Annotated in this window: 25 protein-coding genes; 11 read left to right on the top strand and 14 right to left on the bottom strand. The window is 47.6% G+C overall.

Features of this window, described 5'->3' with window-relative positions; all coding sequences use genetic code 11:
* Positions 1–2: 2 nt before the first annotated feature.
* The gene (ccoG, locus tag AC2T0J_RS13010) at positions 3–1,361 is read left to right on the top strand and encodes a cytochrome c oxidase accessory protein CcoG (protein WP_489806242.1); all 1,359 of its coding nucleotides are present in this window, start codon (positions 3–5) and stop codon (positions 1,359–1,361) included.
* Between the two features lie 46 nt (positions 1,362–1,407).
* Here the strand turns inward: ccoG and AC2T0J_RS13005 are convergent, their stop codons facing one another.
* A complete protein-coding gene (locus tag AC2T0J_RS13005; protein WP_489806241.1) occupies positions 1,408–1,590 on the bottom strand; it encodes a hypothetical protein in 183 nt (60 codons plus the stop codon).
* Between the two features lie 185 nt (positions 1,591–1,775).
* Positions 1,776–2,216, bottom strand: a complete 441-nt coding sequence (locus tag AC2T0J_RS13000) for a MarR family winged helix-turn-helix transcriptional regulator (protein ID WP_489806240.1) — start codon at positions 2,214–2,216, stop codon at positions 1,776–1,778.
* 105 nt (positions 2,217–2,321) lie between these two features.
* Between AC2T0J_RS13000 and AC2T0J_RS12995 the strand changes: the two genes are divergently transcribed.
* The 3 genes from AC2T0J_RS12995 (at position 2,322) to AC2T0J_RS12985 (ending at position 5,474) form a co-directional block, all read left to right on the top strand.
* Positions 2,322–2,747 carry an organic hydroperoxide resistance protein gene (locus AC2T0J_RS12995; protein WP_489806239.1) on the top strand — a complete coding sequence of 142 codons (426 nt, stop codon included), beginning with the start codon at positions 2,322–2,324 and terminating at the stop codon, positions 2,745–2,747.
* A gap of 212 nt (positions 2,748–2,959) precedes the next feature.
* Positions 2,960–4,057 (top strand): hypothetical protein, encoded by a 1,098-nt coding sequence (locus tag AC2T0J_RS12990; protein ID WP_489806238.1) that lies wholly within the window; start codon positions 2,960–2,962, stop codon positions 4,055–4,057.
* 277 nt (positions 4,058–4,334) lie between these two features.
* Positions 4,335–5,474, top strand: a complete 1,140-nt coding sequence (locus AC2T0J_RS12985) for a hypothetical protein (RefSeq protein ID WP_489806237.1) — start codon at positions 4,335–4,337, stop codon at positions 5,472–5,474.
* Between the two features lie 100 nt (positions 5,475–5,574).
* Here AC2T0J_RS12985 and AC2T0J_RS12980 read toward each other — a convergent pair whose 3' ends face one another.
* A complete protein-coding gene (locus AC2T0J_RS12980) occupies positions 5,575–6,027 on the bottom strand; it encodes a GDP-mannose mannosyl hydrolase (protein WP_489806236.1) in 453 nt (150 codons plus the stop codon).
* 75 nt (positions 6,028–6,102) lie between these two features.
* Here AC2T0J_RS12980 and AC2T0J_RS12975 point away from each other — a divergent pair, with 75 nt between their 5' ends.
* Both AC2T0J_RS12975 and AC2T0J_RS12970 read left to right on the top strand, forming a co-directional pair.
* On the top strand, positions 6,103–6,447 hold the full coding sequence (locus AC2T0J_RS12975) for a hypothetical protein (protein WP_489806235.1): 345 nt from the start codon (positions 6,103–6,105) through the stop codon (positions 6,445–6,447).
* Positions 6,448–6,853: 406 nt separating this feature from the next.
* Positions 6,854–7,711, top strand: a complete 858-nt coding sequence (locus AC2T0J_RS12970; protein WP_489806234.1) for a PEP-CTERM sorting domain-containing protein — start codon at positions 6,854–6,856, stop codon at positions 7,709–7,711.
* Positions 7,712–7,763: 52 nt separating this feature from the next.
* On the opposite strand, the gene AC2T0J_RS12965 is transcribed toward AC2T0J_RS12970, so the two are convergent.
* Positions 7,764–8,771, bottom strand: a complete 1,008-nt coding sequence (locus tag AC2T0J_RS12965) for a hypothetical protein (RefSeq protein ID WP_489806233.1) — start codon at positions 8,769–8,771, stop codon at positions 7,764–7,766.
* A 184-nt stretch (positions 8,772–8,955) separates the two neighbouring features.
* On the bottom strand, positions 8,956–9,267 hold the full coding sequence (locus AC2T0J_RS12960) for a hypothetical protein (RefSeq protein ID WP_489806232.1): 312 nt from the start codon (positions 9,265–9,267) through the stop codon (positions 8,956–8,958).
* Between the two features lie 22 nt (positions 9,268–9,289).
* Between AC2T0J_RS12960 and AC2T0J_RS12955 the strand changes: the two genes are divergently transcribed.
* Positions 9,290–9,478 (top strand): hypothetical protein, encoded by a 189-nt coding sequence (locus tag AC2T0J_RS12955; protein ID WP_489806231.1) that lies wholly within the window; start codon positions 9,290–9,292, stop codon positions 9,476–9,478.
* A 20-nt stretch (positions 9,479–9,498) separates the two neighbouring features.
* Here AC2T0J_RS12955 and AC2T0J_RS12950 read toward each other — a convergent pair whose 3' ends face one another.
* Positions 9,499–9,687: a hypothetical protein gene (locus AC2T0J_RS12950; protein WP_489806230.1), complete on the bottom strand. Its 189-nt coding sequence runs from the start codon at positions 9,685–9,687 to the stop codon at positions 9,499–9,501.
* A gap of 613 nt (positions 9,688–10,300) precedes the next feature.
* Here AC2T0J_RS12950 and AC2T0J_RS12945 point away from each other — a divergent pair.
* From AC2T0J_RS12945 to AC2T0J_RS12930, 4 genes are all read left to right on the top strand, one after another.
* Complete coding sequence (locus tag AC2T0J_RS12945; RefSeq protein WP_489806229.1) at positions 10,301–11,209, top strand: hydrogen peroxide-inducible genes activator; 909 nt, start codon at positions 10,301–10,303, stop codon at positions 11,207–11,209.
* A 75-nt stretch (positions 11,210–11,284) separates the two neighbouring features.
* On the top strand, positions 11,285–11,827 hold the full coding sequence (locus AC2T0J_RS12940) for an RNA polymerase sigma factor (RefSeq protein ID WP_489806228.1): 543 nt from the start codon (positions 11,285–11,287) through the stop codon (positions 11,825–11,827).
* Positions 11,820–12,482, top strand: coding sequence for a hypothetical protein (locus AC2T0J_RS12935; protein WP_489806227.1), 663 nt, complete (start codon positions 11,820–11,822; stop codon positions 12,480–12,482). The genes AC2T0J_RS12940 and AC2T0J_RS12935 overlap by 8 nt, the downstream gene beginning before the upstream one ends.
* A 20-nt stretch (positions 12,483–12,502) precedes the next feature.
* Positions 12,503–13,459, top strand: coding sequence for a coiled-coil domain-containing protein (locus tag AC2T0J_RS12930; protein ID WP_489806226.1), 957 nt, complete (start codon positions 12,503–12,505; stop codon positions 13,457–13,459).
* 227 nt (positions 13,460–13,686) lie between these two features.
* On the opposite strand, the gene AC2T0J_RS12925 is transcribed toward AC2T0J_RS12930, so the two are convergent.
* The 8 genes from AC2T0J_RS12925 to AC2T0J_RS12890 all read right to left on the bottom strand — a co-directional run bounded on the left by AC2T0J_RS12925 (position 13,687) and on the right by AC2T0J_RS12890 (position 24,021).
* The gene (locus AC2T0J_RS12925) at positions 13,687–13,983 is read right to left on the bottom strand and encodes a GIY-YIG nuclease family protein (RefSeq protein WP_489806225.1); all 297 of its coding nucleotides are present in this window, start codon (positions 13,981–13,983) and stop codon (positions 13,687–13,689) included.
* Between the two features lie 62 nt (positions 13,984–14,045).
* A complete protein-coding gene (locus AC2T0J_RS12920) occupies positions 14,046–15,029 on the bottom strand; it encodes a universal stress protein (protein WP_489806224.1) in 984 nt (327 codons plus the stop codon).
* Positions 15,030–15,614: 585 nt separating this feature from the next.
* Entirely contained in the window at positions 15,615–16,817 is a 1,203-nt protein-coding gene (locus AC2T0J_RS12915) for a porin (RefSeq protein ID WP_489806223.1), read from the bottom strand.
* Positions 16,818–17,123: 306 nt separating this feature from the next.
* Entirely contained in the window at positions 17,124–18,392 is a 1,269-nt protein-coding gene (locus AC2T0J_RS12910) for an inorganic phosphate transporter (protein ID WP_489806222.1), read from the bottom strand.
* A 343-nt stretch (positions 18,393–18,735) separates the two neighbouring features.
* The gene (gene phoU / locus AC2T0J_RS12905; RefSeq protein ID WP_489806221.1) at positions 18,736–19,452 is read right to left on the bottom strand and encodes a phosphate signaling complex protein PhoU; all 717 of its coding nucleotides are present in this window, start codon (positions 19,450–19,452) and stop codon (positions 18,736–18,738) included.
* A 23-nt stretch (positions 19,453–19,475) separates the two neighbouring features.
* The gene (gene pstB, locus AC2T0J_RS12900; protein ID WP_489806220.1) at positions 19,476–20,282 is read right to left on the bottom strand and encodes a phosphate ABC transporter ATP-binding protein PstB; all 807 of its coding nucleotides are present in this window, start codon (positions 20,280–20,282) and stop codon (positions 19,476–19,478) included.
* Positions 20,283–20,285: 3 nt separating this feature from the next.
* Positions 20,286–21,878 carry a phosphate ABC transporter permease PstA gene (gene pstA / locus AC2T0J_RS12895; protein WP_489806219.1) on the bottom strand — a complete coding sequence of 531 codons (1,593 nt, stop codon included), beginning with the start codon at positions 21,876–21,878 and terminating at the stop codon, positions 20,286–20,288.
* Positions 21,871–24,021 carry an ABC transporter permease subunit gene (locus AC2T0J_RS12890; RefSeq protein ID WP_489806218.1) on the bottom strand — a complete coding sequence of 717 codons (2,151 nt, stop codon included), beginning with the start codon at positions 24,019–24,021 and terminating at the stop codon, positions 21,871–21,873. The genes pstA and AC2T0J_RS12890 overlap by 8 nt, the downstream gene beginning before the upstream one ends.
* Between the last annotated feature and the right edge of the window lie 38 nt (positions 24,022–24,059).

The raw sequence follows: 24,059 nt of genomic DNA, 5'->3' as shown, positions 1-24,059 counted from the left end.
TTATGACAACCGTAAAAGTCAGACCTGAAGACATCATCACCGTAGTGCCCGCAGAAAACAGTAAGATCTATATTCGTGAAGAAACCGGGTTTTATCAAAAGTGGCGGCGCTATCTTAATATCCTGTTGGTAGGGATGTTTGTTTTGCTGCCTTTCATCCGCTACGGCGGCGAACAAGCCATTTTATTTGATGTGGGGCAGCAAACACTGACCTTCTTTGCCTACGTGCTTTACCCGCAGGATCTAATGATATTTGCGCTGCTGTTTATTTTAGCCGCTTTTGGATTATTTTTAGTAACCCGCCATTATGGCAGGGTGTGGTGTGGGTTCACCTGCCCTCAAACGGTCTGGACACTGGCTTTCAACTGGGTTGAGCGCCGAATCGAAGGCAACCACAACCAGAGTCGTAAATTAGACAGTCAACCACTGACCTTCAAAAAAGGCCTCCTTAAAACCACAAAACATAGCCTGTGGTTGTTTTTAAGCTTAGTGACCGCCGCTGTTTTCATGTCTTATTTTTATCCGGCTACCGCCCTATACACTGAGTTGCTGACTTTTTCGGCACCTGTATTAATTACTGGCTGGACGCTTTTTTTCACTGCTTGCACCTATGTTAATGCAGGTTGGATCAGAGAAAAAATGTGTTTACACATGTGCCCCTATTCTCGTTTTCAGGCTGCAATGTTTGATAAAAATACGTCGCTGGTGACTTATAATGCTGCTCGAGGCGAAAAACGAGGACCAAGAAAGCGTAATGCAACTAAAGCCGGTCAGGGCGACTGCATAGATTGCAAACTTTGTGTTCAGGTGTGTCCGGCCGGTATCGATATCCGTGATGGCCTGCAGTACGCCTGCATTAACTGTGGTCTGTGTATTGATGCCTGCAATAAGGTAATGAATAAGTTTAATTACCAACCTAACCTCATCGGTTATACCAGAGCAGGTAAAGACTCCGGGCGGCACGTCACCAACCTGCTGTATGGATTTGCCATAGTAGCCATTTTAGCCGCGATGCTCGGCTGGGCTTACATTCGAAGTGACATAGAGGTGGGGATAACCCGAGATCGTAATGCTCTGTACCGGGAAAATATCGCAGGCAATATTGAAAACACGTTTACTGTATCGCTGCTAAATAAATCCCGCAGCCCAAAAGCGTTTATGTTGTCACTGGAAGGGTTACCCTCAGCCACTATTTCGGCAACGGGGCCGATTGAGGTATATCCTGGCGAAAAGCGGGTAATATCTGTATCAGTAGCCGCAGCAAATCCGCCTGATGCAAAACGCAGCCACTTTAATTTTGTAATAACGGATAACACCGGCAATGAACAAATAAGCAAATCAACCGTCTTTTTTTCTGGCTAGTGTAGTGCCGTTATACACGGTGACATCAATTTGTCGACGCAGTGAATCACAGATATAAGGTGGCTTCACCTGCGTCGAACACCTCTGTATTTTTAATCAGCCTATAAAAATCAAACGACAACAGTTTGCTGGTACAAAGCTCGGTGCTGGCAACATAGCGGGAGGCTCCTGCTGCTACCCAAAGGCCCCAACCTCGCTCTACCGGTTTCGAACCTACTCCCTCCATCACAACCCGCTCCCCGTCATCCCGTAAAATACACAGTATTTATTCCGGGAGCTCCTGAACAGGTTAGCTAACCTAGAAGACATTCAAACAATCAAGGCATACCAGGGAGATCCCGGATAGTTTCTTTGAAACTTCCGGGATGACAAAGGAAGGGGAGCCTTCCAGGATAACAGAACAGATATAAAGCCTCAGGAATGGGTTAAATCACAATACAGCTTATCAATAAGTCCACTGAGTAACTTCAGCTCATTCATGTCGAGGTTTTTAATCCGGCATAACAGTTCTTTAGGAATGGCAACAGCATCGGCCTTTGCAGATTTTCCTTTCGCAGTCAGTACAACCTGTTTTACTCGCTTATCCTGCTCTGAAGGCTGAATAACAACATAGTCCTTTTGCTCCAGCTTTTTCAGGATAAGCGTTAAACCACCGGGATCGATCCGGCTTTTTTCTACCAGCGCAGAAATAGTGAGCTGTTTATGCTCCCACAGTGCCAATAACACAAGATACTGCGGATAAGTAATATCCATTTTTTGCAACAACGGCCGATAAGCCCGGGTGAATGCATTGGATACGGAATAAAAACGGTGGCACAACTGGTTGTCCAGCTTTAGCAGATCGTCATCTGTCATAACAAAAATACCTCTGCCATTATTTTGCATACAAAATAGTTGTCAGGCAACTGTAGGTTTGCTACTTTTACTTTGCATGCAAAGTAAATTTCAGGAGGACACCATATGCATAAGTTAGATGATGTACTTTACACTGGCGTAGCAACAGCAACCGGCGGTCGTGGCGGTAAAGCGGAATCAGATGATGGCCGTTTATCAACCGACCTCTCTGTACCAAAAGGTTTGGGCGGCGACGATGGCCCGGGTACAAACCCCGAGCAAATGTTTGCCGCTGGCTATGCAGCGTGCTTTATTGGCGCACTGGGTTTTGTGGCCGGCCAGGAAAAAGTAAAATTACCGGCAGACGTTAAAGTAACCGGTGAGGTAGGCATTGGCCCAATTCCCACAGGCTTTGCGATTAAAGTAAAACTGATTGTGGATTTAGGTGATATCGATACCGATAAAGAAGCCATGGTAGCCAAGGCTCACGAAGTATGCCCCTACTCCAACGCCACCCGTGGTAATGTAGAAGTAGAGTTTGAAGTGGTTTAAATAACCGCTTACATTCAGGCAACGCTTTGTTAAAGCGTTGCCTTTACCAAACTCAGGCTTGGTCATCTGACTTGCCAATTTACTCTCTGTCCGCCCGTTCGCACTTAACCTGCCTTTTGTACCTAACACCACCAAATTCTAAATTATTAAAATTTGTATGAGAGAAACCGACCATTGCATCTACCTGTATAAAAAACATACAAGGAAAGGCAATGAAAAAATCTCAATACTCCCCATTAATTATACTAACAACCACGCTGTTAACCGCGGTACCTATAACAAAAGCTAACGCCAGTTCCACTCTGATTGTTCGCTGCGCAGACAAAGACCAACAAACCTGTGTAGAAACAGAGATCAAAAGCTTTGAAGCCAGTTTTGATACCTGCTCTGCTGGCCGGGAGATCGATACAATTGACCTTAGCCATTTTGCAGTGAAGAAACACCCAGGCTCGCCCGCAACCCCGGTAATAGAAACGAACCGTAAAGATTGGATAAACAGCTTAACTAAAAATTGCGCAAATACTTATTACACCCCGAGCGATGGATCAAGCTGGACGAACCAATTTATGGTGGGCTACTCACTTAACTCATCCTACAACAATAATAATGAACATGAAGGTCTGGAAGAACAAACCCCTTTTGCCCAATTTGGCTTTGATGGCCGATGGCGCTCTGAGAGCGGTAATACACTGCACTGGGAAATCGGCGGACTCTTTGCCAGCAGCCCGACTCTCAGCGAATCAAAAGATAACAGCACGCCTGCGGAACCTGCCAGTGAAGCTGAAGGCGACCAGTCTGAAGAAATGCCCCAAGACGAAACCTCAAAACCGAGTCAACCCACCTTCAATGACGTATCCGACTCGCTAGATATCTACACCAAAGTGACCACCAACTTCTGGGCCGATAAAGATGATGCGCTTAGGGATTATTTTACGGTTGGGGCGCTGGCGGGCTTTAAAACCCGCGACAGCATTACCGACGAACAAGATGCCGTAGTCCACTACTACGGTTTGCTGGGCGAGTACTTATACTTTGGCAATAGTACCCGCAATGCCAAAAACAGCATTCCCCGTGGCAAGGTGTGGGTAAGTTATCTCAATTTTGAGGAATACGGTGGCCTGGAAGATCAAAAACGCTGGCTACTACGTGGCGAATGGCAATTAAATAACGCCCCGGATGCCGATCCGGACGAAGGCCGTTTTGTGGTGGGATTCAAAGCGAATCTGGGCAAAGGGGCAGATGATGTAGGGATATTCTTCGCGTACCGTTCAGGCTTCGACAGTATCCGCTCGTTTATTACCGGTAATTAATAGTATTAACAACAAATTGTATCGGCATGAGTGAAATAACGCGGTCAGTTTTTCGCTCATACCCAACTGTTAAGTCACTTCTAACTACATTAAAAATAAGAATCGCTCCATGACCAGATTACTCAACCTATTCCAACGCCACAAAAAAACTTTCAAATCCTTAAGCGTACTAATCGTAACGCTCATAAGCACAGGCTGCATGAACTCTGGCGCATTCAGAAACGACTATAGTCGAATATGCCCTTACCAAGGTGAGAATTCCTGCGCCAACTCAGGTATGACTAAATCAGCCTCTACGAGTGCGAGTTCCACTGAAACGTATCAGCTGCATTTTGTTGAATTTGACGATCAGGGAGCAGCCTATAGCACCGCCAATAAAAAGACCGTAATGAACCAGTTACGAACGCTTACCAACGCAAACCAACCCATATTATTAGTCACTTATATTCACGGCTGGAACCATAATGCCAATGGCGACGATGAAGACGGCGATATTATTAAACTTCGCCAGCTTCTTACCCGTCTTGCTAAGGAAAACTCAGAGCAACAGGTGGTAGGTGTTTACCTTGGTTGGCATGGACGACGCTTTCCCTGGTACCTTAACCACCTCCTGACGTTCTGGGACAGAAAACAAACCGCTCATCAGGTAGGCCGAAACGGCATGATCACTGCCTTATTGGAGCTGGAAGATATTGTTAAGCATCAGTCTCCCAACAATACTATGGTAACCATTGGTCACAGTTTTGGTGGCGCTGCTTTATTCTCTTCAATCCAGAGCATTTTAGCCGAGCGATATATACAAAGCAGGCCTTTTAACACAACTAATGCGGTTGCAGGATTTGGCGATCTGGTGGTGTTAATCAATCCCGCATTTGAAGCCATGTTATACCATTCACTTTACGATCTTGCGCAAGATGGGTGCCGAGCTTATCCAGCCTATCAACCCCCTCGGTTGATGCTGCTGAGCGCAGCAGAAGACTGGGCGGTAAGGTGGACTTTTCCGGTGGGACGAATTCCTAACGTATTGTTTGAAACCCATGAGAAAACAACTGCTAAATACTGCCGCCCTTTTAAAACCAAGACGACCAACAACCAGGCTAACCACCATTTAGTAAAAGAATGGCGGGCTGATATGACAGGCATCGGGCACTATGATGCCTACGTTACCCACTTTCTGAACCGAACCGAGAATTGCGAATCTGTTGACGCTATGAATACAATCACTCAGAACGAATCGACAAAGGTTACTCCCTGTTTACAATTAACCTCTAAAAATCGCGTACAGCGGAACAACCCTTATATGAATATATTTACCGAAGACGGTATCATGGTAGGCCACAACGATATCTGGCAACCCGAGCTTATGGAATTTATATTCAGAACCATAGATTCGCGAGCCAAAGCAACAGTTAAATAAGAACAATACTGATACGGCCTCCTTGCGGAGGCCAGTCATGCAGCAGAGTATCTTTATTGTGCATCAAAAGTATGCCGGGTAAAATTTGACTTACGCCCCGCTATTCCACATACCATTTAGTATGCACATGCACGTCATCGCGGCTTAGCAGTTCATCACATGCCATCCAGCAATACAGATTGTGCTGTTCTCTAGGCAACTCATCCAGCGCAATATCCAGCACCAGTTCATAGCCTAATACTACATAGTGAGTAGACACCGTTTCATCAAAGGCGCTGTCTTCATATAAATGCTCAAACACCCCCTTAAACGAAGCGGCAGAAAGCTCGATTGACATACCCAGCTCGGCCTCGGTGAGACGTAAAAAGGCGTTATCCAGCCGCTCGTTTTTCTGCACCCGACCACCGGGCACAAACCAATAGCCCTGTGCCGGGCGATTTGTGCGATAGCCCAGTAGCACCTCTCCCTTGCCATTTTTCACAATCAGGTCAATAGAAACCAGCGGTGTGGCACCGATAATGGTTTGAAACGTGCTCTCGCTTAAAAATGCCAAGTGATTCTCCTTGTGGTACTGGCTTTTATAGGGCTATAGTAGCAGCTCCTTCCCTTTATTAATGCAAGACTTGGGATGGCAGTTCAGGACGAACAACACTCCCGGATCCGCCCTGTCATGGGGTTAGTCGCGGTGTTTTTATTGCTATCAGTGCTCTTGTTTATTCCGGTGCCAAAGCTGTTACAACAAAGCCTAGGCGCAGCCATACTCAATACCGGCCATATTCTCTTTTTCGGATTGTTTGGTTTTACCTTTTCCCGGTTTACCAACGCCACGCTGATATATCGCATTGTATTGTTTTTAATTGCGGTGTTTGCCATCACTCTCAGCGTAGAGAGTATTCAAAGTATGGTGGGGCGAGCTATTCAGCGGGGGGATATTCTGCGTAGCGTAATGAACTGGGCACCTTACTTGGCTTAACATTGTGCCGGTGTTTTACTGTTTCCAACGGCCGTCAGTTATCTTTACGCCTCACCTGGTTACTCTTAGTAACGATAGCCATCGTTATCGAACACATACCACTGATACATGAACTAATGCATCATCATACCTAATAGCCCAACTGGCGGGCTTTGCCTCATCACACTTATCATATTTAATACCATAACACGGGTAAACATGCTTAAAAGTCGTTCAGTCAGCGCCATAATGATAACGTGAAAAAGCCTAGCCTGTACAAAGTTAATACAGTCAATTTTTTTTACAACTGCTATGAGACCCTGTCTCTAAAACAAAATAACATGTTGAAAATCAATGGTATAAAATAATGGCACGGAATTCGCTTATTAACGAGAAGAAAGCAGTCAACAGACACAAGGGTAGTAAAATGTGTAAGTTATTTTCATCTCGTAAAGTTTTAACAATCAGCGCATTGCTGTTAAGCAGTGTTGCAACCTTTTCTCAGGCTGCAACTATCTCTTTTGGTGGTGCAACCGCTACAGACGGTTCAGGTTTAACCAGTCAATACATCGATCCTATCACCGGCGCATCGACTCCAGGTAATTACCTGATCGAAACCTTTGACGCGGCCACTGGTGTTCCAGGATCCCCTGGTTCAACTGAGTACACTGTATCTGGATTCGAAAATGAGTGTGCGGTTAACAGTATTAACGATAGTCCGTTGGGCATTAATATCGATGGTAACGTTGGCGAGATTAATGTACGTAAAGGCACTAAGCAACGTGTTGCTGCAGCACCAGCAGGTGATAACACCTGTTATGGATACCTGACCAATAATGGTTCAGGCGTGTCCAGTGTAACCTTCGATTACTCGCCGATGCTGGCGTTCTTCGATAACATGTACAGCGCACAAGCCCCATTCGGTATTACTTACCTGGGCTTCTACTGGGGTTCAGTTGATACCTATAACAGCTTTGCGTTCTACTCAGGTCAGGACCTGATTGGCTCACTGACTGGTACCGAACTACTGACTGAATTAAACGGTAGCGCAGGCGACAGAACAGGTGACAGCTCAAACGTTTACGTTAACATCGATTTCACACTCGAAGAACAGTTTGACCGTATGGTAGTCACCACTTCGGGTATTGCTGGCGAATTCGACAACATTGTTGTGGGTATTACTGGTCAGCCGATTGGTCAGGTTAGCGTTCCTGCTCCGGCTACTGCACTGCTCTTCGTGCTGGGCTTAATAGGTGTTGGCGCAGCCCGTCGCGTTAAGAAATAACTCAGAAAAAACTACCCGATACCAGAAACGGCGCTTTTAAAGCGCCGTTTTTTTATACCTGCACTGAACAGGCAGTGAAGGCCGATACAGCAACCGCATGGCGCATATAGTGACTGCTAATGCTATCCCACCAGTAATCTAACCCCAGCTTGTACATTACCTGCTGGCGCAAAACCGGTTCATCGTACCAGGGCTGCAGTACTCCCTTCCACTTAGCCAGCATGGCATCATTTAGACTGTTGGCCGACCAGTCATCCACAAACACCACCGGAAACTTTTGGTAAGCCGCCCGTAAACCCGGCGAGCAAATAATAGGAATGGTACCGTTTAACAAGGCATGCCAGGCTTTGGGAGAGGGATCCACACCACCGCCTTCCACGCACAACACAAAACTGTGCTGATGCAGTGCCGTAAAGTAATCCGCCAGGCTGACCTCCTCTTCAATCACATGGCAAAAGCCTGCCCAGTCAGACTTTGCCAGCTCGCTGACGCGCTGGCGAGGAGCCCATTGTTCTCCCTTGCGAATACGGTGAGCGCAAAGCACCGTATTCGTGCGGCGTCTTAAAGGTATCGGGGTGGGATCAACCAGGTCTGGCGTGGCATCTGACTCATGATGAACCAGACCCAACGGTAGCGGGCTCATACCAGCCTGACTGCTATCATCCAAATTCTCGGCATACCAGTGAATGAGATTGGGGTGTGCGAGGATCCCTTCGATCATCGCCTGTTCCTGGCCATTAAAGGCTCGCCAGCGCTTATCCGTTTGGTTGGGCACGGTGATATCTTCCGAACCACTCACCAGCACAAAAGGTGCAGTGAGCTGTGGCAGTACCTCATCATAAAAATACTTAATCGCTACAAACGGTGCCCGTAGCGACAAAAACACGGTTTTAGGCGTATGGGATGTACGCTTTACCAGCGCAGTTTGTGGCGCCTGTAGATCCGACAACACCACCCAGTCACAACGGGCGGCAATGCCGTTAATAAGGTACTTATCGGCCCCCTGATTTTTGGGGAACAGTCGGGTTTGATGGGCCACAATCTGGGCACTCTTTAACATCTATACTTCTCAAATAAACGCAAGCACCACAAGCAGCTTGGTTGCTATTTATAATATAAACGATAGTGCCAGTGAGTAAATATGAATGCAAAAATGTTGGGATTGACAGGCGATAATTTTCGCTCAGTCTCTGGCCAGGGATTTCAGATTTAATTACTTTAAAAACAAAAACCTAAAAAATAACTTACCCCGCGCAGGGTATCTCAGCCTTAAGCTCAAATTGCTGTACTTCAATAAGCTGACAAAGTAAACCCTGATGACCGGTGAGCTTGAAATACTCGTACAGCTCAAACACATTATTGCTCTGCAGGGAACGCTCAACGCTAGTTAACCTCAACGCTGCCATCTCGGCATTAAACTTACGCAAGTTATATAAGAACATCTTGGCAATACCTGAGTTTACAGGTTCATTGTACGGGCCCTTTTGAGTGGCCTTTTGCATATAATCCTGCAGTTCACTATGGAACGCATCAAGGCGTACCTTAATGGTGATCATGTTGACTCAGGTTTGCAACATAATGGGTAGTTCGGCGCACTTCGGCAGCAAAATGCAGCGCAATACCTGCAATACCCATCGTGGCGTTATCAAACGTGCCAGGATTTATATGCAGCGTGGCCTTAAAGTGGATAATTCCATCATCCTCAGCCGCTTCCAGCAGTTCGATACTGCCGGCAAGCTCTGCCCATCATCAACACCCGGCAATTAATGGTTATGTAAATCTCTTATCTAAAATTGACTGGCTTTCGCTATGTCTGAGCTGCCCTCATCGGTATACCCGTAATAATCGTAGCAACCGTAATACTGAGAGGTTTTACTGTTGACCTCCACCCCGTTTAGAATAACGCCGTCAACCTTAGTACCAGCTTCAGTAACGCGTAACACCGAATTTTTCACCAAGTCTTTTTGGCTAATCAAGCTTTAGTTATTCCTTATTATTTATAAGCAATTGTAATTAATAGTTTTAATATTCATTCTCCATACTATAACAACTGCACAATGGCGAAGCATACAAATTAATGACATGCACATGACATAGGCGAACCGCTTATTTTTAGTGCATTTTGATTGCTTTTCAGGCGCCTGAGGTTCATTTGGTATGCAATAACAGGTTCTATGGCATAAAAAAGCCCCGTGATTAACGGGGCTATAGAGGGTTCACACAACACAGAAATGGAAGGAACACTGATTGTTGCCTGGAGGGCACAACAACCTATCCATTGTTTAGTTACTATACAGTGTAATTTCTGATGTTAGTTATTACCGACGTTTAGCAGGTATTGGTTTTTATAAGTGGTTTTGGTCTGACACCGTTATGCAGAAGTTTCCCAGAAACTATCCGGGCTCTCCTTTTCAGTTATACCTTGGTTTATTGGTAATGTTAAATGAGCCATTCTTTTCAGGAATAGCGGAAAGATGAAGAGGCCGGTATGACAAAGTTGGAGCCTTGGTTGACTTTAATATTAAGATGCATTTTTCCTTTTTATCTATATACTAGATTAAAAATAGAAATAACAATCGAGTAAAATGCATGAAATGGCCTAATTTAAAACATCTTCATTATTTGGTTACCCTCCATCAGGAACAGCATTTTCATCGTGCCGCGCAGCGCTGTAATGTGAGCCAGTCTACGCTCAGTACGGCTATCCAGAATCTGGAAGAGCACTTTGGCAGTCAGTTGCTGGAGCGGGAACATAAAACCTTTGTGTTTACCTCACTGGGCCTGGATGTGGTGGAGCGTGCCAAGGTTATTTTGCAGGAAGCCGGGGAGCTGGTTGAATATGCGCAAAACGCCGGAAACTGGCAGCGGGGTAAACTGCGGCTAGGGGTTATTCCCACCATCGCGCCATTTTTGTTTGAATCCATGCTGGGTGCATTTAATGCCTTCCTGCCTGAAATTCAGCTGGAGTTACAGGAAGATACCACCGCTAATCTGCTGCAACAATTAACCGATGGCAGCCTGGACTTGCTGGTACTGGCACTCCCCATGGAAACGCCAGGCTGCAAACAAATGGTGTTGGGGCACGATCCGTTTCATTTAATTGCTCATAGCGAGCTGGCCAGGCAGTTACCTAAGCCGCTGGATATTACCAGCTTGCCGAAAAAGAGTATTTTTCTGTTACAGCAAGAGCACTGCATGACCGGCCATGCCGTGAGTGCCTGTAACTTGCAACACAGCGATCAAATTAGCTCTCTGGCCGCCAGTTCATTATACACCCTGGTGCAACTGGCTAACAGCAAGCTTGGCTACACCTTTTTACCGGAGCTGGCGCTTAATCAGGATCTGTTAAACAACACCAATCTGGTGTCGTTTCCTTCGGAAGATAATGCGTTTCGGGAAATAGGCCTGGTATGGCGCTCGGGTACCACGCGGATGCGGCTATTCCGCCGGGTAGGTGAAATTCTTTCTCCCTTATTACCAGTACCTACGCTAAATTAATTTAAAACAGGGCAAACTTTTTTGTCCTGTCCCCCGACTATACCCACAACACAATCATAAAAATGGGAATATCCGGTGTTTGAAAAGCGTGATGAACAACTTATTGAACAGGCCTTAAAAGGCAGTAAGAAAGCCTGGTTCACGCTAATCAAACGCTACGAAACCGGTATTTATCAATACGGTATTCGCATGACGGGCACGCCACACGACGCGGCCGACCTGATGCAGGATATTTTCATTGCGGTATTTAAAAGCCTGTCGAACTTTCGAGGTGAAGGCAGCTTTAAAGCCTGGTTGTATCGCATTGCGCACTTTCGTTGTATTGAGTTTTACCGGCGTAAACGCCCGGATACCCCACTTGAAGATAGCGAAGAGCTAAGTTGCGAACGCCCAACGCCTGAGCATTCATTAATGACCGACATTACCAGCCAGTCGTTAACCCATGCCATGCAGCGCTTACCGCTTGCCCAACGGGCTGTGATTGAACTGAAATTTTTTGGCCAGTTTACTTTTGAGGAAATTGCCGAACAACTGGGACTCTCCAGCAACACGGTAAAGTCGCGCCTGTACAGCGCCCTGTCGAAGTTAAAACTGGATTTGGAGGTAGAACATGGTTAATCAATCCCCTGAATATTTGTTTGGTCAGTGGCTCGATAATGCCCTGACAGAAAACGAACGCAGCGCGTTTGAGGCGTTGTGCATCAGCGATGCCGAGTTTGCCACGCAAGTTGCCACAGCTACCCAGCTTAATGTGGCGACCGAGCAGTTCAGCGCACCGCCCATGCCCGCCTGGGATAAGAACGCAACCTTTATTGCCCCGGATAAACCTAAGTGGTGGCAATGGCAAGGGCTGCCCGCAATGTCGATGGCCATGTCCGCAGCGGCCATGGTAATGGTACTGAGTGGCTTTTCAGTTCAGGTAGAAGAGGGCCGCGTTACCATGGGCTTTGCTAAGAGTGCACCAGCAGGCCCTACTGAAGCCGAAGTGGCCGCACTGGTAGCCGACCGTATTAATGATTACCAACAGGCTAATCAGGCCATGTTTACCCAGTATGTCAATGCCCTGCAGCAACAACAGCAGGACAGCAGCGCGCAGTTAGCCCAGTATCTGTTGAAGTCGAGCCGCCAGGAGCGTCGCGAAGACTTTGCCGAACTGGTGCAGTTTATTAACCAACAGCGCGACGACGATCAGCGCTACTACACACGTCAGCTCACCCAGTTGCAGCGTGAAATTAACGCCATCGACGACGGTTACACCGCCGTTACCGAATAACCAACCTATTGGACACTATTATGAAAATGACCACTATTGCCACGCTATTGGGCACATTAATCGGTAGCGCTACGTTAAGCACTGTTGCTATGGCACAGGACTTACCCGAACTCGACCGTCAACTCACTATTATGTCTGGCGTGATCGAAACAGCACTAAAACAGGACACCCGTAAAGACAAAGTGCGCTTTCGTAGTATTGAGTCTACTTACCTGGCTAAACAGGGCGTGGTATTTACCATTCGCACCGGTGGTATGAGCCGGGTGTTCGATTTTAATTTTGGTGAGTTTTTAAGCAATATTCCCGGCGCACCACCCGCACCGCCTGCGCCTTCGGTTACCGTTGTAGCCGATGGGGTGCACGTAGAAACCGACGGTGATTATGACGTTGTTTTCGAGTCGGTCGACTGGGAAGACACTGCCCATCAAGTAATACGCAAAGTGGAGCACATTATCAGGGAAACCGACGATCGCCTGCGTGAGTATCGCAGCGACCACCGCGAAGTGGAATGGGAAATACGTGAATTGGAGCGCCGTAACCGCGATCTGGAGTTTGAACTTCGAACGGCCGACAAAGAGCGCCAGAAAGAAGTGGAAAAAGAAATGAAAGAAATGCAAAAAGAGCTCGAAAAGCTTAAAGCAAAAGAACAGGCGATCGCCCAGGAATCCAAAGAACTCGCCGCCGAAAAGAAAGCGGAACTGGAAAAACAAAAGCAGGCCCAGGAAGAGTCCTATAAAACCTTCCTGGCCAACTTTGAAGCCAGTATTGGCGATACCCTTTGTAGCTTTGGCGCCGGATTAAGAGAATTGCCAGATAGCGAACACATTACGTTTGTGCTCGATGATTTTGGCCGTAGTGAAGAAGGGAAAAGCGCTGATCGTGTATATATCTTCAGCAAAAAAGACGTTAAGCGGTGCGTAACCGAAGACTTGTCGGCTGATGATATGCTAGCCAAAGCTCAGGTATATACTTTTTAGGATTCTCTCACTTCCCACGTACCGGAAGTTAGCTATCTCCCTGTCACCCGGGATATTTATTCTTCCCGGTCAGCCCGGAAGTTGCGTACCTCCCCGTCATCCCGGATGTTTCTTAGAAACTATCCGGGATCTACTGAACAGTCCTCTGTCAAAAAAATCCCCTGATTAGACTAATCAGTATACCTGGGAGATACCGGCTCAGTGCCGGGATGACGAAAAATAAATTGTCATCCCTGAATCAGAGGGTACAAATCCTGCCAGTTGGGGTTTTGTTTTTCGATCAGTTTTATCTTCCAATCCCTGCGCCAGTGCCTGAGGCGTTTTTCACGTTGAATAGCAGCTTCAATGTCTTCGTGCATTTCGAAGTACACCAACAGTTTTAAGCCGTATTTTTTACTAAAGCCGTCGGCAAGATGCATTTTGTGCTGGTAGATGCGGAGCAACAAATTGGTGGTTACACCGGTGTAGTACACACTTTTATGTGAATTGGTGAGAATATAAACCGCTGGGTGTTTATCAATCATACGTAGCCTCCGTTGAGGCTATTAATGATAAATCCCGTCAGTTAACTCAACTGTTCAAAAGGTTAGTTTTCCGCCTTGGGTACTATACTTTCGAAGTTTCGGGGTTTAAGTGCCAGTAATGTACAACCCAGATTCTGAATGGTGTCTTCGGCTGTATTGCCCATTAAAATGCCGGGGAGCCCTGTCCTTGCCACCGTTCCCATTACCACTACATCTGCATTAAGCATTTCAGCTGTCCGACAAATCATAGCGCCAGGATAACCTTCAACCAAGTGTATCTGGGGTTTAAGATACGCGAGGCTTTTTTCGTCGAAGTCTTTGCGTAAACCCGCCACTAACTGCTGCAACGCCTCACCCCGCTCGTGCTTAATCTCGGCCAGAGCGGTATCCATTAGTTCTCGATTAATACGCATTAACCCGTCACGCACCATATGTTCGGGTGCAGCTTCGTACACATGCACAATGTGTAATGAGGCGTTTTCGAGTAAAGCGACTTCCGCCGCGCTTTTCAGCACATCGTCGTTAAGTTGTCGCCGTATGGTATTTTCATCATCAGTGAAATGATAGTTTACATCGACAGTCGCCATAACGGTTTTGTAATTGCGCACCTGCGCCTCGTGCACCAGCCACACCGGGCAAGGGCATTTACGCACCAGATGCATGGCATCGGCCCCAAATAAAAAGCCACTTACTCCACTTCGGGCCTGGGCTATCACTAAATCATGCTGACCACTGTGTACCTGTTGAATTACATCGTAAAAGGGCTTTCCAACAGTCACTCTTGTTTGTGGTTTTTCGCTAAATTCGAGCTTGGCGAGTGTTTCATCGAGCCACTGCTGTGCATTAGCAAGCAGCGATTGCTCTGATTCGAGGTACGCAAACGACGCCATAACCAGCCCGGCGTTCGGTGGCAGGTTCTCCAGTGCAAGTTGAAAGGTAATTTCAGCCTGATGGCTAACAGCAACATGCAGCGCCTGCTCTATTAGAGGCTGTTGCGCCTGAGTGCTGCCCAATACACAAAGAATGTTATTAAAGTGCCCTTGCATTACAAACGCTCCTGCAAAATCGGTCCTACTTACTATTAATTATGATCGCTGGATCCGATGGGATCCAGTCTATCGAAAAAAAATAATGACTATTTTTGAATTTTATTTAAATATTTATTTTTAATAAAATCAGTATATTAACTTAAAACAGGAAGATAAGAAGCTATTCCTCCCATTAAACAGCTCACCCAAAGGGCTTGATCACATAACTGTAATAATATAAATTTAAAGAGTGAAAAAATATCTAGGGGGGCTTAAAAATGCTTAAAACGTTCACAAAATTCTTTAAACGCAAGCACCCGTACGCAGTAGCAGCTTACGTTGGTCGTAAAAATGCGCAACGTATTCTGGATTGCAAAATCGAGAAGAAGTCTAAACTTCTGGCACACGATTAAGCTTTAGCGGATCCCGGTAAGGGTATCCCGCTTAGGTGGTACAGGCCACGCGTAACGCAACAAAGAAAATCCGGTGATTTACGTCACCGGATTTTTTTTATGTCTGTACTATTTATGATAACCCGGTAAACGATCTGGTGTTATATTGCTGCTGGGGTTGCCCCACAGCATATAAACCGAGCGCGCGGGTTTAGAAGGATAAATCCCACTGTAAACGGAAGCGAGTCTCGTTGATTGAGCCAATATCAGTCTGATCCATACTGAAACGGGTCACGTCGGCAGTAAGTTTGTTTCGATGGCCGTTGAAAAACCAGTTGGCCGCAATGGCATTTTCGAAATGCTCTTCATCCAGAGCGTTATCTACCTGCTCGTAAGTTGCATAGCGCACTGCTACTTCCAGCGGCTTCGGCCACCAGCGAAACGCCTTGTAACCAAAGTAACCGGCCTGGATATAGTATCCACGATAATCTACATCCGGATCGCCCGACGCGTTAATAGTGATGGTTTTTTCGTGGTATTCACCCTGAGCACTTAAGCCACGGTACATCAGTGCAAAGTCCACATTGTACTGACTTATTTTATAGCGGTTGTTTGTGCCACGAGCAAAGCCTTCCAACTGGCCACCACCAGACGATGAAAAGCGTGTAAACGCACTCTCATTAGTTGAGTATGCCACGGCCACAGCGGCCTTTGGCGATTCGCTGTATTTTAAATCGCTGGCCTTAAAACCAAACTCCGAGCCGGTTATATTCCATTGTAAACGACCGTAGTAAAGCGGATCGCCACCATCATCGGAATTTGCGCTTCTGCCGTTACCGGTACCAATACCTAACCAATAGCTGAAATTCGCAACGCTATTGCTTCCCACATTCCCGTAGATAGCCGCGCCCTGTTGACGGTCGATAGTGAATATGCGGTTAATGATAGAACGGTCGAGCATTTGCTGGCCACCGCTACTGATACTGCGCTCGCGGGAATATTCAAATTTCCACTGGCCGGTTTTAAATTTTAGCCAGTCGAACTTTTCCAGTTTTATCACGTAGGTCAGCAGTGTGCTGTTGACAAAATCATGCTCAATCTGGAATTTCAGCCAGGGCTGATAGGCGTGGCCGTTAATTTTTAATCGCGCACGGTTAATACCCATTTCGTTACCGTTTTCGGTATAGGTATAGTAATCGTCGAGTGCGGTTGGCTGGCTGTCAGAAGGCGAAGCAAACCGTGGCTGAATACGTCCCTGAATTTGCATCTTAAAACGGTCATCAGAGGTTTCGAACGTAAACCCCTTATCCTGATAAGAAATGTCTGCATCCAATTGCACTGCGTTAACACTGGCGCATCCTATTGCACCAATCAAAATGCCTTTGCACGTGGTGTGCAGAACGTTTTTAATCATCTCGAATGTAGACCCTAATAAATTAGCCATCATTAGGGTCGGCAAGTGTACGCACCAAACTATCAGTGTCAAATAAAATTCATATAAAATTCACTAAAGTTTAATATTTCAAGATGCGTCCATCGAAATTTCGCTGCAGAGTATCGCTTATTGTACTCACGCAACAGTTTACGGAAGTGTAAATCGCAAATATGGATCGGGAGATATTGTCAGGCAGCATAATGCTGCGAATAGACAGAGAGAATAAGGTAGGAAGTAACCGGCAATAATGCGTTGCGCTATTATTGCCGGTTTAGGTATCAGGTGTTAAACGCTAAATACTGCTTTAAGAGCAAAGAAGCAAAGCACCGACAGTACCGCGCCTGCAGGCAGCGTTACAATCCATGAAATAATGATGTTACGCACGATGCCCAGGTTAAGCGCAGATACTCCTCGTGCAAGACCCACCCCCAGTACAGCACCAACCAGCGTTTGCGTAGTGGAGATAGGTAAACCAGTACCAGAAGCAATTACTACAGTACAGGCAGCAGCCATTTCAGCGGCAAATCCGCGGCTTGGCGTTAAATGCGTAATTCCTTCACCAATGGTAGCAATTACCCGATGGCCAAACAGCGCTAACCCCGCAACAATACCGAGACCACCTAACGGCAACACCCACCATGCCAGATCAGCTTTGGAGGCAATCTCACCACCTGATGACACTACGCTTACTACCGCAGCTAATGGCCCAATGGCGTTGGCGACATCGTTTGAGCCGTGTGCAAAGGCCATACAACAGGCAGTCACAATCATCAGCAGAGCAAAGACTTTTTCTACGTTTGCTTTTTGCAGCTCGGCATCGTGTGAGTGGCTATACTTTTGACGGCCAATCAGCCATTTACCTATAAAGGCAATGACCACTGCAACGGCAATAGCCACCAGATAACCATTGCTTGAACTCATCTCCAGGCCGACGTGCTTAAGGCCTTTCTTGATGGTAACCAGCGCCATTACAAAACCGGCAAACGCCATATAAAAGGGCACATATTTCTGCGCGTTCTGAAACGGTTTATCGGTTTGAAAAATGAGTTTATGTGCGCTTTGATAAATCAGGTAGGCAATCACGCCAGAGATAGCAGGTGTAATAATCCAGCTACCTACAATACCGCCCACTTTGCCCCAGGCTACAGCATCTACGCTAACGCCAACTGCGGTAAAGCCAACAATCGCACCAATAATCGAGTGAGTCGTTGAGACCGGCCAGCCTAAATAAGAAGCCACAGCCAGCCACATACCGGCAGCAAACAATGACGAGATCATGCCCAGTACAAGATACTCCGGAATATCAATGAAGTAGCCCGAATCAATAATACCTTTACGAATTGTAGAGGTTACCTCACCGCCAGCCAGGTAGGCGCCGGCAAATTCAAAGATCATAGCAATAAAGATCGCCTGCTTTATCGTCAGCGCTTTCGAGCCAACCGATGTACCCATCGCATTAGCAACATCATTCGCACCGATTCCCCATGCCATCACAAAACCTACAACGGCCGCCATGATTATCAAAATCATGCCATAACTTTGAAGAAATTCCACAGTCAAATGCTCCTGGTTCTACTTATCAGCGTGCCATACATTACTGCTTTGTGCCGCTGGTTTTATAGCGCCTGCCAGATATGGGATTACTGGCAGACGATGTGTGTTTAGCACCCAAATTAGAACAATTTTCGTACTAACTTTCGTCGTTGCGGCGCATGATAGCCTAATACGACGCGATGCAATAGCGCATTTTTAATGTTTAACGGATTTTGCGCTTTTAATCGTTCTGTTCGCTGATAATTTCGTCATATATTTCATTTTTATGACAGTTTAGTCTTTTTTTGCTATCGGGGCCGTCTTAAATCGGTCACACCATACTTCATCCAAGCCAGCACGGGTGTTAAGATAAATTCTCAAGCTTTTGCTGCATGTTTTCCAGCGGCATGTGTCTGACATCCGTACCACGGGTGAGACTCACTACGTACTCACAAATATTCTTGCAGCGATCGCCGATTCTTTCCAGCGAGCGTAGCGCCCACAGTATTTCCAGCCAGTCTTCCATAGACTCTTCGGAACGCGACATCTCACCGGCGGTATAGCTGAGTAGCTTTTTGTATTCACTGTCGATAGTGTTGTCCTGATCATACACATCCAGCGCCGCCTCCTCGTCGAGGCGAGCAAAGGCATCAAAGGTACCACGCATCATCACCAGCGCCTGCTGGCCAATCGACAACATACTGCTCTTAATCGATACATCTGCAGGGAGTTTATTTTTCGTTACCAGCCGGGCTATGCGCTCTATTTCATCTCCCATCCGCTCTATATCGGTAATCGCCTTGGAAATAATCATAATCAGGCGTAAATCGCTTGCCGTAGGGTGCCGCTTGGCAATAATGCGCACACATTCCTCGTCTATCTGAATCTCCATCGAGTTGACTTTTAGATCGTTGAGAATCACGTTTTCGGCCAAACCGGGATTATTGGCGCCAATGGCTTTGAGAGTGTCAGCCATTTGCTGCTCTACTTCACCGCCCATAGCCATGACCGAGTTGCGCAGGTTTTCCAGCTCAATATTAAACCGGCCGGAAATATGGGTATTTAAGGCAAACTGTCGCATGTTATTATCCCCGTTGGTCTGTCTTAGCCATAACGGCCGGTTATATAATCTTCGGTTTGCTTCTTCACCGGCATGGTAAACAGCGTGTCACTATCGCTGTATTCCACCAATTCTCCCTGATGCAGAAAGGCGGTGTAATCTGACACCCGTGACGCCTGCTGCATATTGTGCGTAACAATCACTATGGTACAACGCTTCTTTAAATCCGCCATCAGCTCTTCAATGGTTAAAGTTGTCAGCGGATCAAGCGCGGAAGTGGGCTCGTCCAGCAACAGTATTGAAGGCTTCAGCGCCAGCGCCCGGGCAATCACCAAACGCTGTTGCTGCCCGCCCGACAAAGTGGTGGCCGATTCAAATAAACGATCTTTCACCTCATCCCACAATACCGCTTCTTTGAGTGCCTGCTCCACCGCATCGTCGAGCATGCGGCGTTGCTTTATGCCCTGCAACCGCAATCCATAACTCACATTATCGTAAATGGTCATCGGAAACGGATTGGGTCGCTGAAACACCATGCCTACCTGCGAACGTAATACCGACAGATTCTCTTTTTTAGCGTTGATATTGCGGCCGTCAATCATAATATCGCCAGAAGTAACACTGCTATCGATTAAATCATTCATGCGATTAAAGCAGCTGATAAGGGTAGATTTTCCACACCCGGACTGGCCAATTAACGCGGTGATCCGATTTTTGGGGATCCGCATGGTAATGTTATGCAGGACTTCTTTTTGTCCAAAGCGCAAACACAGATCGCGCACCTCTATCGCCGTTTGTAGTGGCGACAGGTTAGCCAAATCGAGTTGTTCTCTGTCGAACAGTTTTAACATGCTTCAGAAGCCTCTTAAATAACGCTTACGTAAACGACGCCGCAGCACCACCGCTACAATATTAAGAAAAAACACCACCAATAACAAAAGCAGGCAACTGGCAAACATCAGTGACGCACTGCGTACGTCGGTCTGGCTGTGAAATGCCCCATCGTAAATCAATACACCCAGATGCATAAACTGGCGGTCCAGGTGAAAATATGGAAACTCGCCGTCGAAGGGCAGATTCGGCGCAAATTTTACCGCTCCCACCAGCATCAGCGGCGCCACTTCACCCGCGGCGCGTGCAATGGCCAGAATCACGCCGGTCATTATACCCGGGCTGGCCATAGGCAGTACGGTATACCAGATGGTTTCCAGTTTGGTTGCCCCCAGCGCATAACTGCCGGATCTCAGGGTTTTGGGTACCTGTCTGAGCCCTTCTTCCGCGGCCACAATCACCACCGGCAGGGTAAGAATAGCCATGGTCAGTGACGCCCAGAATACGCCCGGGGTGCCCATGGTGGGAGCGGGTAAGCTGTCAGAGAAAAACAACGCATCAATGTTGCCGCCCACGGTATAGACAAAAAATCCCAGCCCAAACACACCGTACACAATAGAGGGCACACCGGCCATATTGCTGACACAAATTCGAATCACGGCAGTAGACGATGAATTAGGCGCGTATTCGTTTAAATACAGTGCGGCGAGTACACCAAATGGTGTCACCAGAATGGTCATCACGAAAATCATCAGCACCGTGCCAAACAAGGCAGGAAAGACGCCTCCGGCAGTATTCGCCTGTTTGGGCGCATCGGTAAGAAAATCGGCGATACCGGCCCCCATCACCATAAGTTTGCCCAGCGTATCCAGACGTCCCGGATAACTCAGGCGGTCGATACTATCCATGGGCAGCAAAAACTCGCTACCATTTTTAAAGCGGGTGACCAACTGATAATCAGCCAGCTCAGCTTCCAGCTTGAGTACCTCGGCCTGCCAGCGGGAAAAGGCCTCGTACAAGCGTAACCTGGCAGGCGCATCCTCGGCCACCTGACGCAAATCCAGGCTCGACAGTTCGCGATGAACACTGGCTAATCGCTGCGACCTGACCGTTTCAATCTGTTCGCGGATGCTGCTCACCCTGGCCTGGATGACATCTAGCTCCTTTAACGCTGCTATGGTATCACCGGGTAAATGAATAGCCACCGGTTCGCTGAATACCCGGGTTCCATCGCTAAGCAATATATCGGCAGCCTCAGTGGCCAGGCTGATACTGGTGATATCCTCCGTCTCTGCCAGCATCTGACGTCCGTAAGGAAAGCGGGGATCAGAATAACGAAACATCACCGCCTCAGACGTATTATTATCGTCAAACGTGTTGATCTGGCGCTCGCTGATTTGCGCGAACACCTGTTGTTGCGTGCCATCAGGCGTGGTAAACGTAATGCTCTGTATTGGCCGGGGCCAGAAATAATCCAACCCACGCAGAGTTATCAGTAACAGTACACCGGCCAGAACCACCACTAACAGGCTGGCACAAAATGCTCCAAGGCTGATCACAAACGACTGTTGCTGGCGATTACTCAAAAATTGCCGTAACGACCACCTACTACCCATTGCCACTTACCTTACGGGCATGCTGGCGCAGCAGCTCAGCCAGGGTATTCACCACAAAAGTGAAAGTGAACAGCACACAGGCCGTTAAAAACAGCACCTGATAATGAATACTGTTTACTTCTGCCTCGGGCAGTTCGATCGCGAGGTTGGCCGTGAGAGCCCGAAGCCCGGCGAAGAGATCCCAGTCGGCAATAGGTGTATTGCCGGTCACCATCAGCACCAGCATTGTCTCGCCAAACGCGCGGCCAAAACCAAGCATAATGGCCGCCAGAATACCCGGCAGGGCAACTTTAAGAACCACCCTACGCAATGTCTGCAGCCGCGTAGCGCCCAGTGCATAAGAGGCTTGCCGTAAACCGTGAGGCACTCCGGTAATGGCGTCTTCTGCCAGTGAATATATGCTGGGAGAAATGGCCAGTCCCAGAGCAATGGCCACCAGAATAGTGGTTTTGCCTACCGGTACATCGGTGGTATGAGCCAAAAACGTGAAGTCTTCTGCGCTGGTTGCGCTAAGTAACCAATCTGGTGCTAAAACAATACAAATGTAGCCAAACAGCAGTACCCCCAATACCGGAAAGAGCATCTCTGCCGTATATTGTAATCGGCTGCTAACCAGTTGCGCCAGCCGGTGCTGAACCAGCGCTATCAGCAACAGGATCACCGGCAGCATGATAATAAACACCGCAAAGGAAAATAAAAAACGTTCAGCCAGTGGTGCCAGCCATATAGCGGCAATAAACCCAATGAGTACTGAGGGGACTGCCTCAAGCATCTCAATCACCGGTTTTATGCTGTCGCGAACCCGGGCCCGGGCAAAATACGCCGTGTACACCGCGGCCCCAAGCGCCAAAGGGATAGCAATTAATAACGCCAGCGACGATGCTTTTAAACTGCCGACTAATAAAGGTACCAGGCTCATTTTGGTTTCCTGATAATCCGAGGCACTGCTGGTTTGCCAGATTTGGTCGGCACTGGGATAGCCTTCATATAAATGCGGCATCAATAAGCTGTTGGCAGTGCTTAAGCCCGCCATGTTGTGCACGTCATGCTGAAGGTACGCCGAATCAGTATACACATATACCCGTGAATCGAACCAGCTTACGCCCAGTGGCTGCCAAGGCAAAGTGGCCTGTTCAACGACCTCGCCACTAATACGGTTTACCAGTAGCAATCGACGCTCACTGGTAATCATCGCAAGGCCATTCACGCTGGCATGGGAATACATCGCTACCGGTATTTCTGTTGGGTTAAGGGGGAGTGTAAAGGCAGGCTGGTAGCGTAAAATCCCGGCCTGGTTATACAGGCTTAACCGCAGGAGCTGTTGATTATCCTGGGCAACAAATATCGAACGGTTTTTCACTATGGTACCGGCCCAGCGCACATTTCCGGCAACGCTTAGCTGGTGTAACCGCTGATTTTCGTTATCGATAAACGTCAGGGTGTTTTTATTAAAAAGCATGACCTGGCGGGTATCCGGCAGCAACAGTATTGGCTGTGTCGGGGCGTAATAAAAACGGCGGGTAACTGCCGGATTGACGCGATTTACCCATTGTACCAGGGTGGTGTCGGTGGTAGTCACACGCATGGCGACCCAGAGCTCGCCCACTTGTAAGTCCCAGCTTTGTTGCTGTTCCCATATTTCCTCAGGCAAAGCAAAAGACAATTCATTGGCTAAAGGTGTGTCGATAAACCCGGTTTGCCGCAGCGGCTGACTAACCGTTGGCACCGGTAGCAGACGCACCTGACCGGTCGCCGAGATATCGGTAACGTAAGGCAGGCCATAAGAGAGCGTGACTGCCATGCTATGCGAACAGGGACGTCGTAACGACTGGCTTGGTGTCATCTGATTATTTTCGAGTCGAGCCAGCGTTAGTTTGCAACCCGGCTCCTCAATAACGGCGGCCTGCCCGTTGGCGACGTCGCCGACATATAAAAAGCGCCCTTCAGGTAACGCTGTTATCTGCTTTTTGGGTGTCAGGTCGGGCGAGCCGGCAATGCCCATAGCCTGGGAAAACAGATGCCAGATGATCATGACCATGGTAAGCAGCACAATATAACCAAACACCGTAATCACCGAGCGGGCGATCCGATCGCGGCGATGACGCTTTTTCAGGTAGGTTGCCTGCTGGTCTGCTACATTCATGAGTATAGAACAACGATTTACGTGAATTTGCACTGCCC

Source organism: Alteromonas sp. ISO5 (assembly GCF_058105165.1).
Note: the sequence above shows the minus strand (reverse complement) of the source record. Positions and strands in the feature narration are given on the sequence as shown.

Coding starts and splice junctions, on each gene's coding strand:
- AC2T0J_RS12965 (WP_489806233.1), bottom strand. CDS start 8,771: ATGTTAAAGAGTGCCCAGATTGTGGCCCATCAAACCCGACTGTTCCCC.
- AC2T0J_RS13000 (WP_489806240.1), bottom strand. CDS start 2,216: ATGACAGATGACGATCTGCTAAAGCTGGACAACCAGTTGTGCCACCGT.
- AC2T0J_RS12990 (WP_489806238.1), top strand. CDS start 2,960: ATGAAAAAATCTCAATACTCCCCATTAATTATACTAACAACCACGCTG.
- AC2T0J_RS12890 (WP_489806218.1), bottom strand. CDS start 24,021: ATGAATGTAGCAGACCAGCAGGCAACCTACCTGAAAAAGCGTCATCGC.
- AC2T0J_RS12945 (WP_489806229.1), top strand. CDS start 10,301: ATGAAATGGCCTAATTTAAAACATCTTCATTATTTGGTTACCCTCCAT.
- pstA (WP_489806219.1), bottom strand. CDS start 21,878: ATGGGTAGTAGGTGGTCGTTACGGCAATTTTTGAGTAATCGCCAGCAA.
- AC2T0J_RS12970 (WP_489806234.1), top strand. CDS start 6,854: ATGTGTAAGTTATTTTCATCTCGTAAAGTTTTAACAATCAGCGCATTG.
- AC2T0J_RS12960 (WP_489806232.1), bottom strand. CDS start 9,267: ATGATCACCATTAAGGTACGCCTTGATGCGTTCCATAGTGAACTGCAG.
- AC2T0J_RS12955 (WP_489806231.1), top strand. CDS start 9,290: ATGGGTAGTTCGGCGCACTTCGGCAGCAAAATGCAGCGCAATACCTGC.
- AC2T0J_RS12985 (WP_489806237.1), top strand. CDS start 4,335: ATGACTAAATCAGCCTCTACGAGTGCGAGTTCCACTGAAACGTATCAG.
- AC2T0J_RS12915 (WP_489806223.1), bottom strand. CDS start 16,817: ATGATTAAAAACGTTCTGCACACCACGTGCAAAGGCATTTTGATTGGT.
- ccoG (WP_489806242.1), top strand. CDS start 3: ATGACAACCGTAAAAGTCAGACCTGAAGACATCATCACCGTAGTGCCC.
- AC2T0J_RS12975 (WP_489806235.1), top strand. CDS start 6,103: ATGGCAGTTCAGGACGAACAACACTCCCGGATCCGCCCTGTCATGGGG.
- AC2T0J_RS12930 (WP_489806226.1), top strand. CDS start 12,503: ATGAAAATGACCACTATTGCCACGCTATTGGGCACATTAATCGGTAGC.
- AC2T0J_RS12935 (WP_489806227.1), top strand. CDS start 11,820: ATGGTTAATCAATCCCCTGAATATTTGTTTGGTCAGTGGCTCGATAAT.
- phoU (WP_489806221.1), bottom strand. CDS start 19,452: ATGCGACAGTTTGCCTTAAATACCCATATTTCCGGCCGGTTTAATATT.
- pstB (WP_489806220.1), bottom strand. CDS start 20,282: ATGTTAAAACTGTTCGACAGAGAACAACTCGATTTGGCTAACCTGTCG.
- AC2T0J_RS12995 (WP_489806239.1), top strand. CDS start 2,322: ATGCATAAGTTAGATGATGTACTTTACACTGGCGTAGCAACAGCAACC.
- AC2T0J_RS12920 (WP_489806224.1), bottom strand. CDS start 15,029: ATGCAAGGGCACTTTAATAACATTCTTTGTGTATTGGGCAGCACTCAG.
- AC2T0J_RS12925 (WP_489806225.1), bottom strand. CDS start 13,983: ATGATTGATAAACACCCAGCGGTTTATATTCTCACCAATTCACATAAA.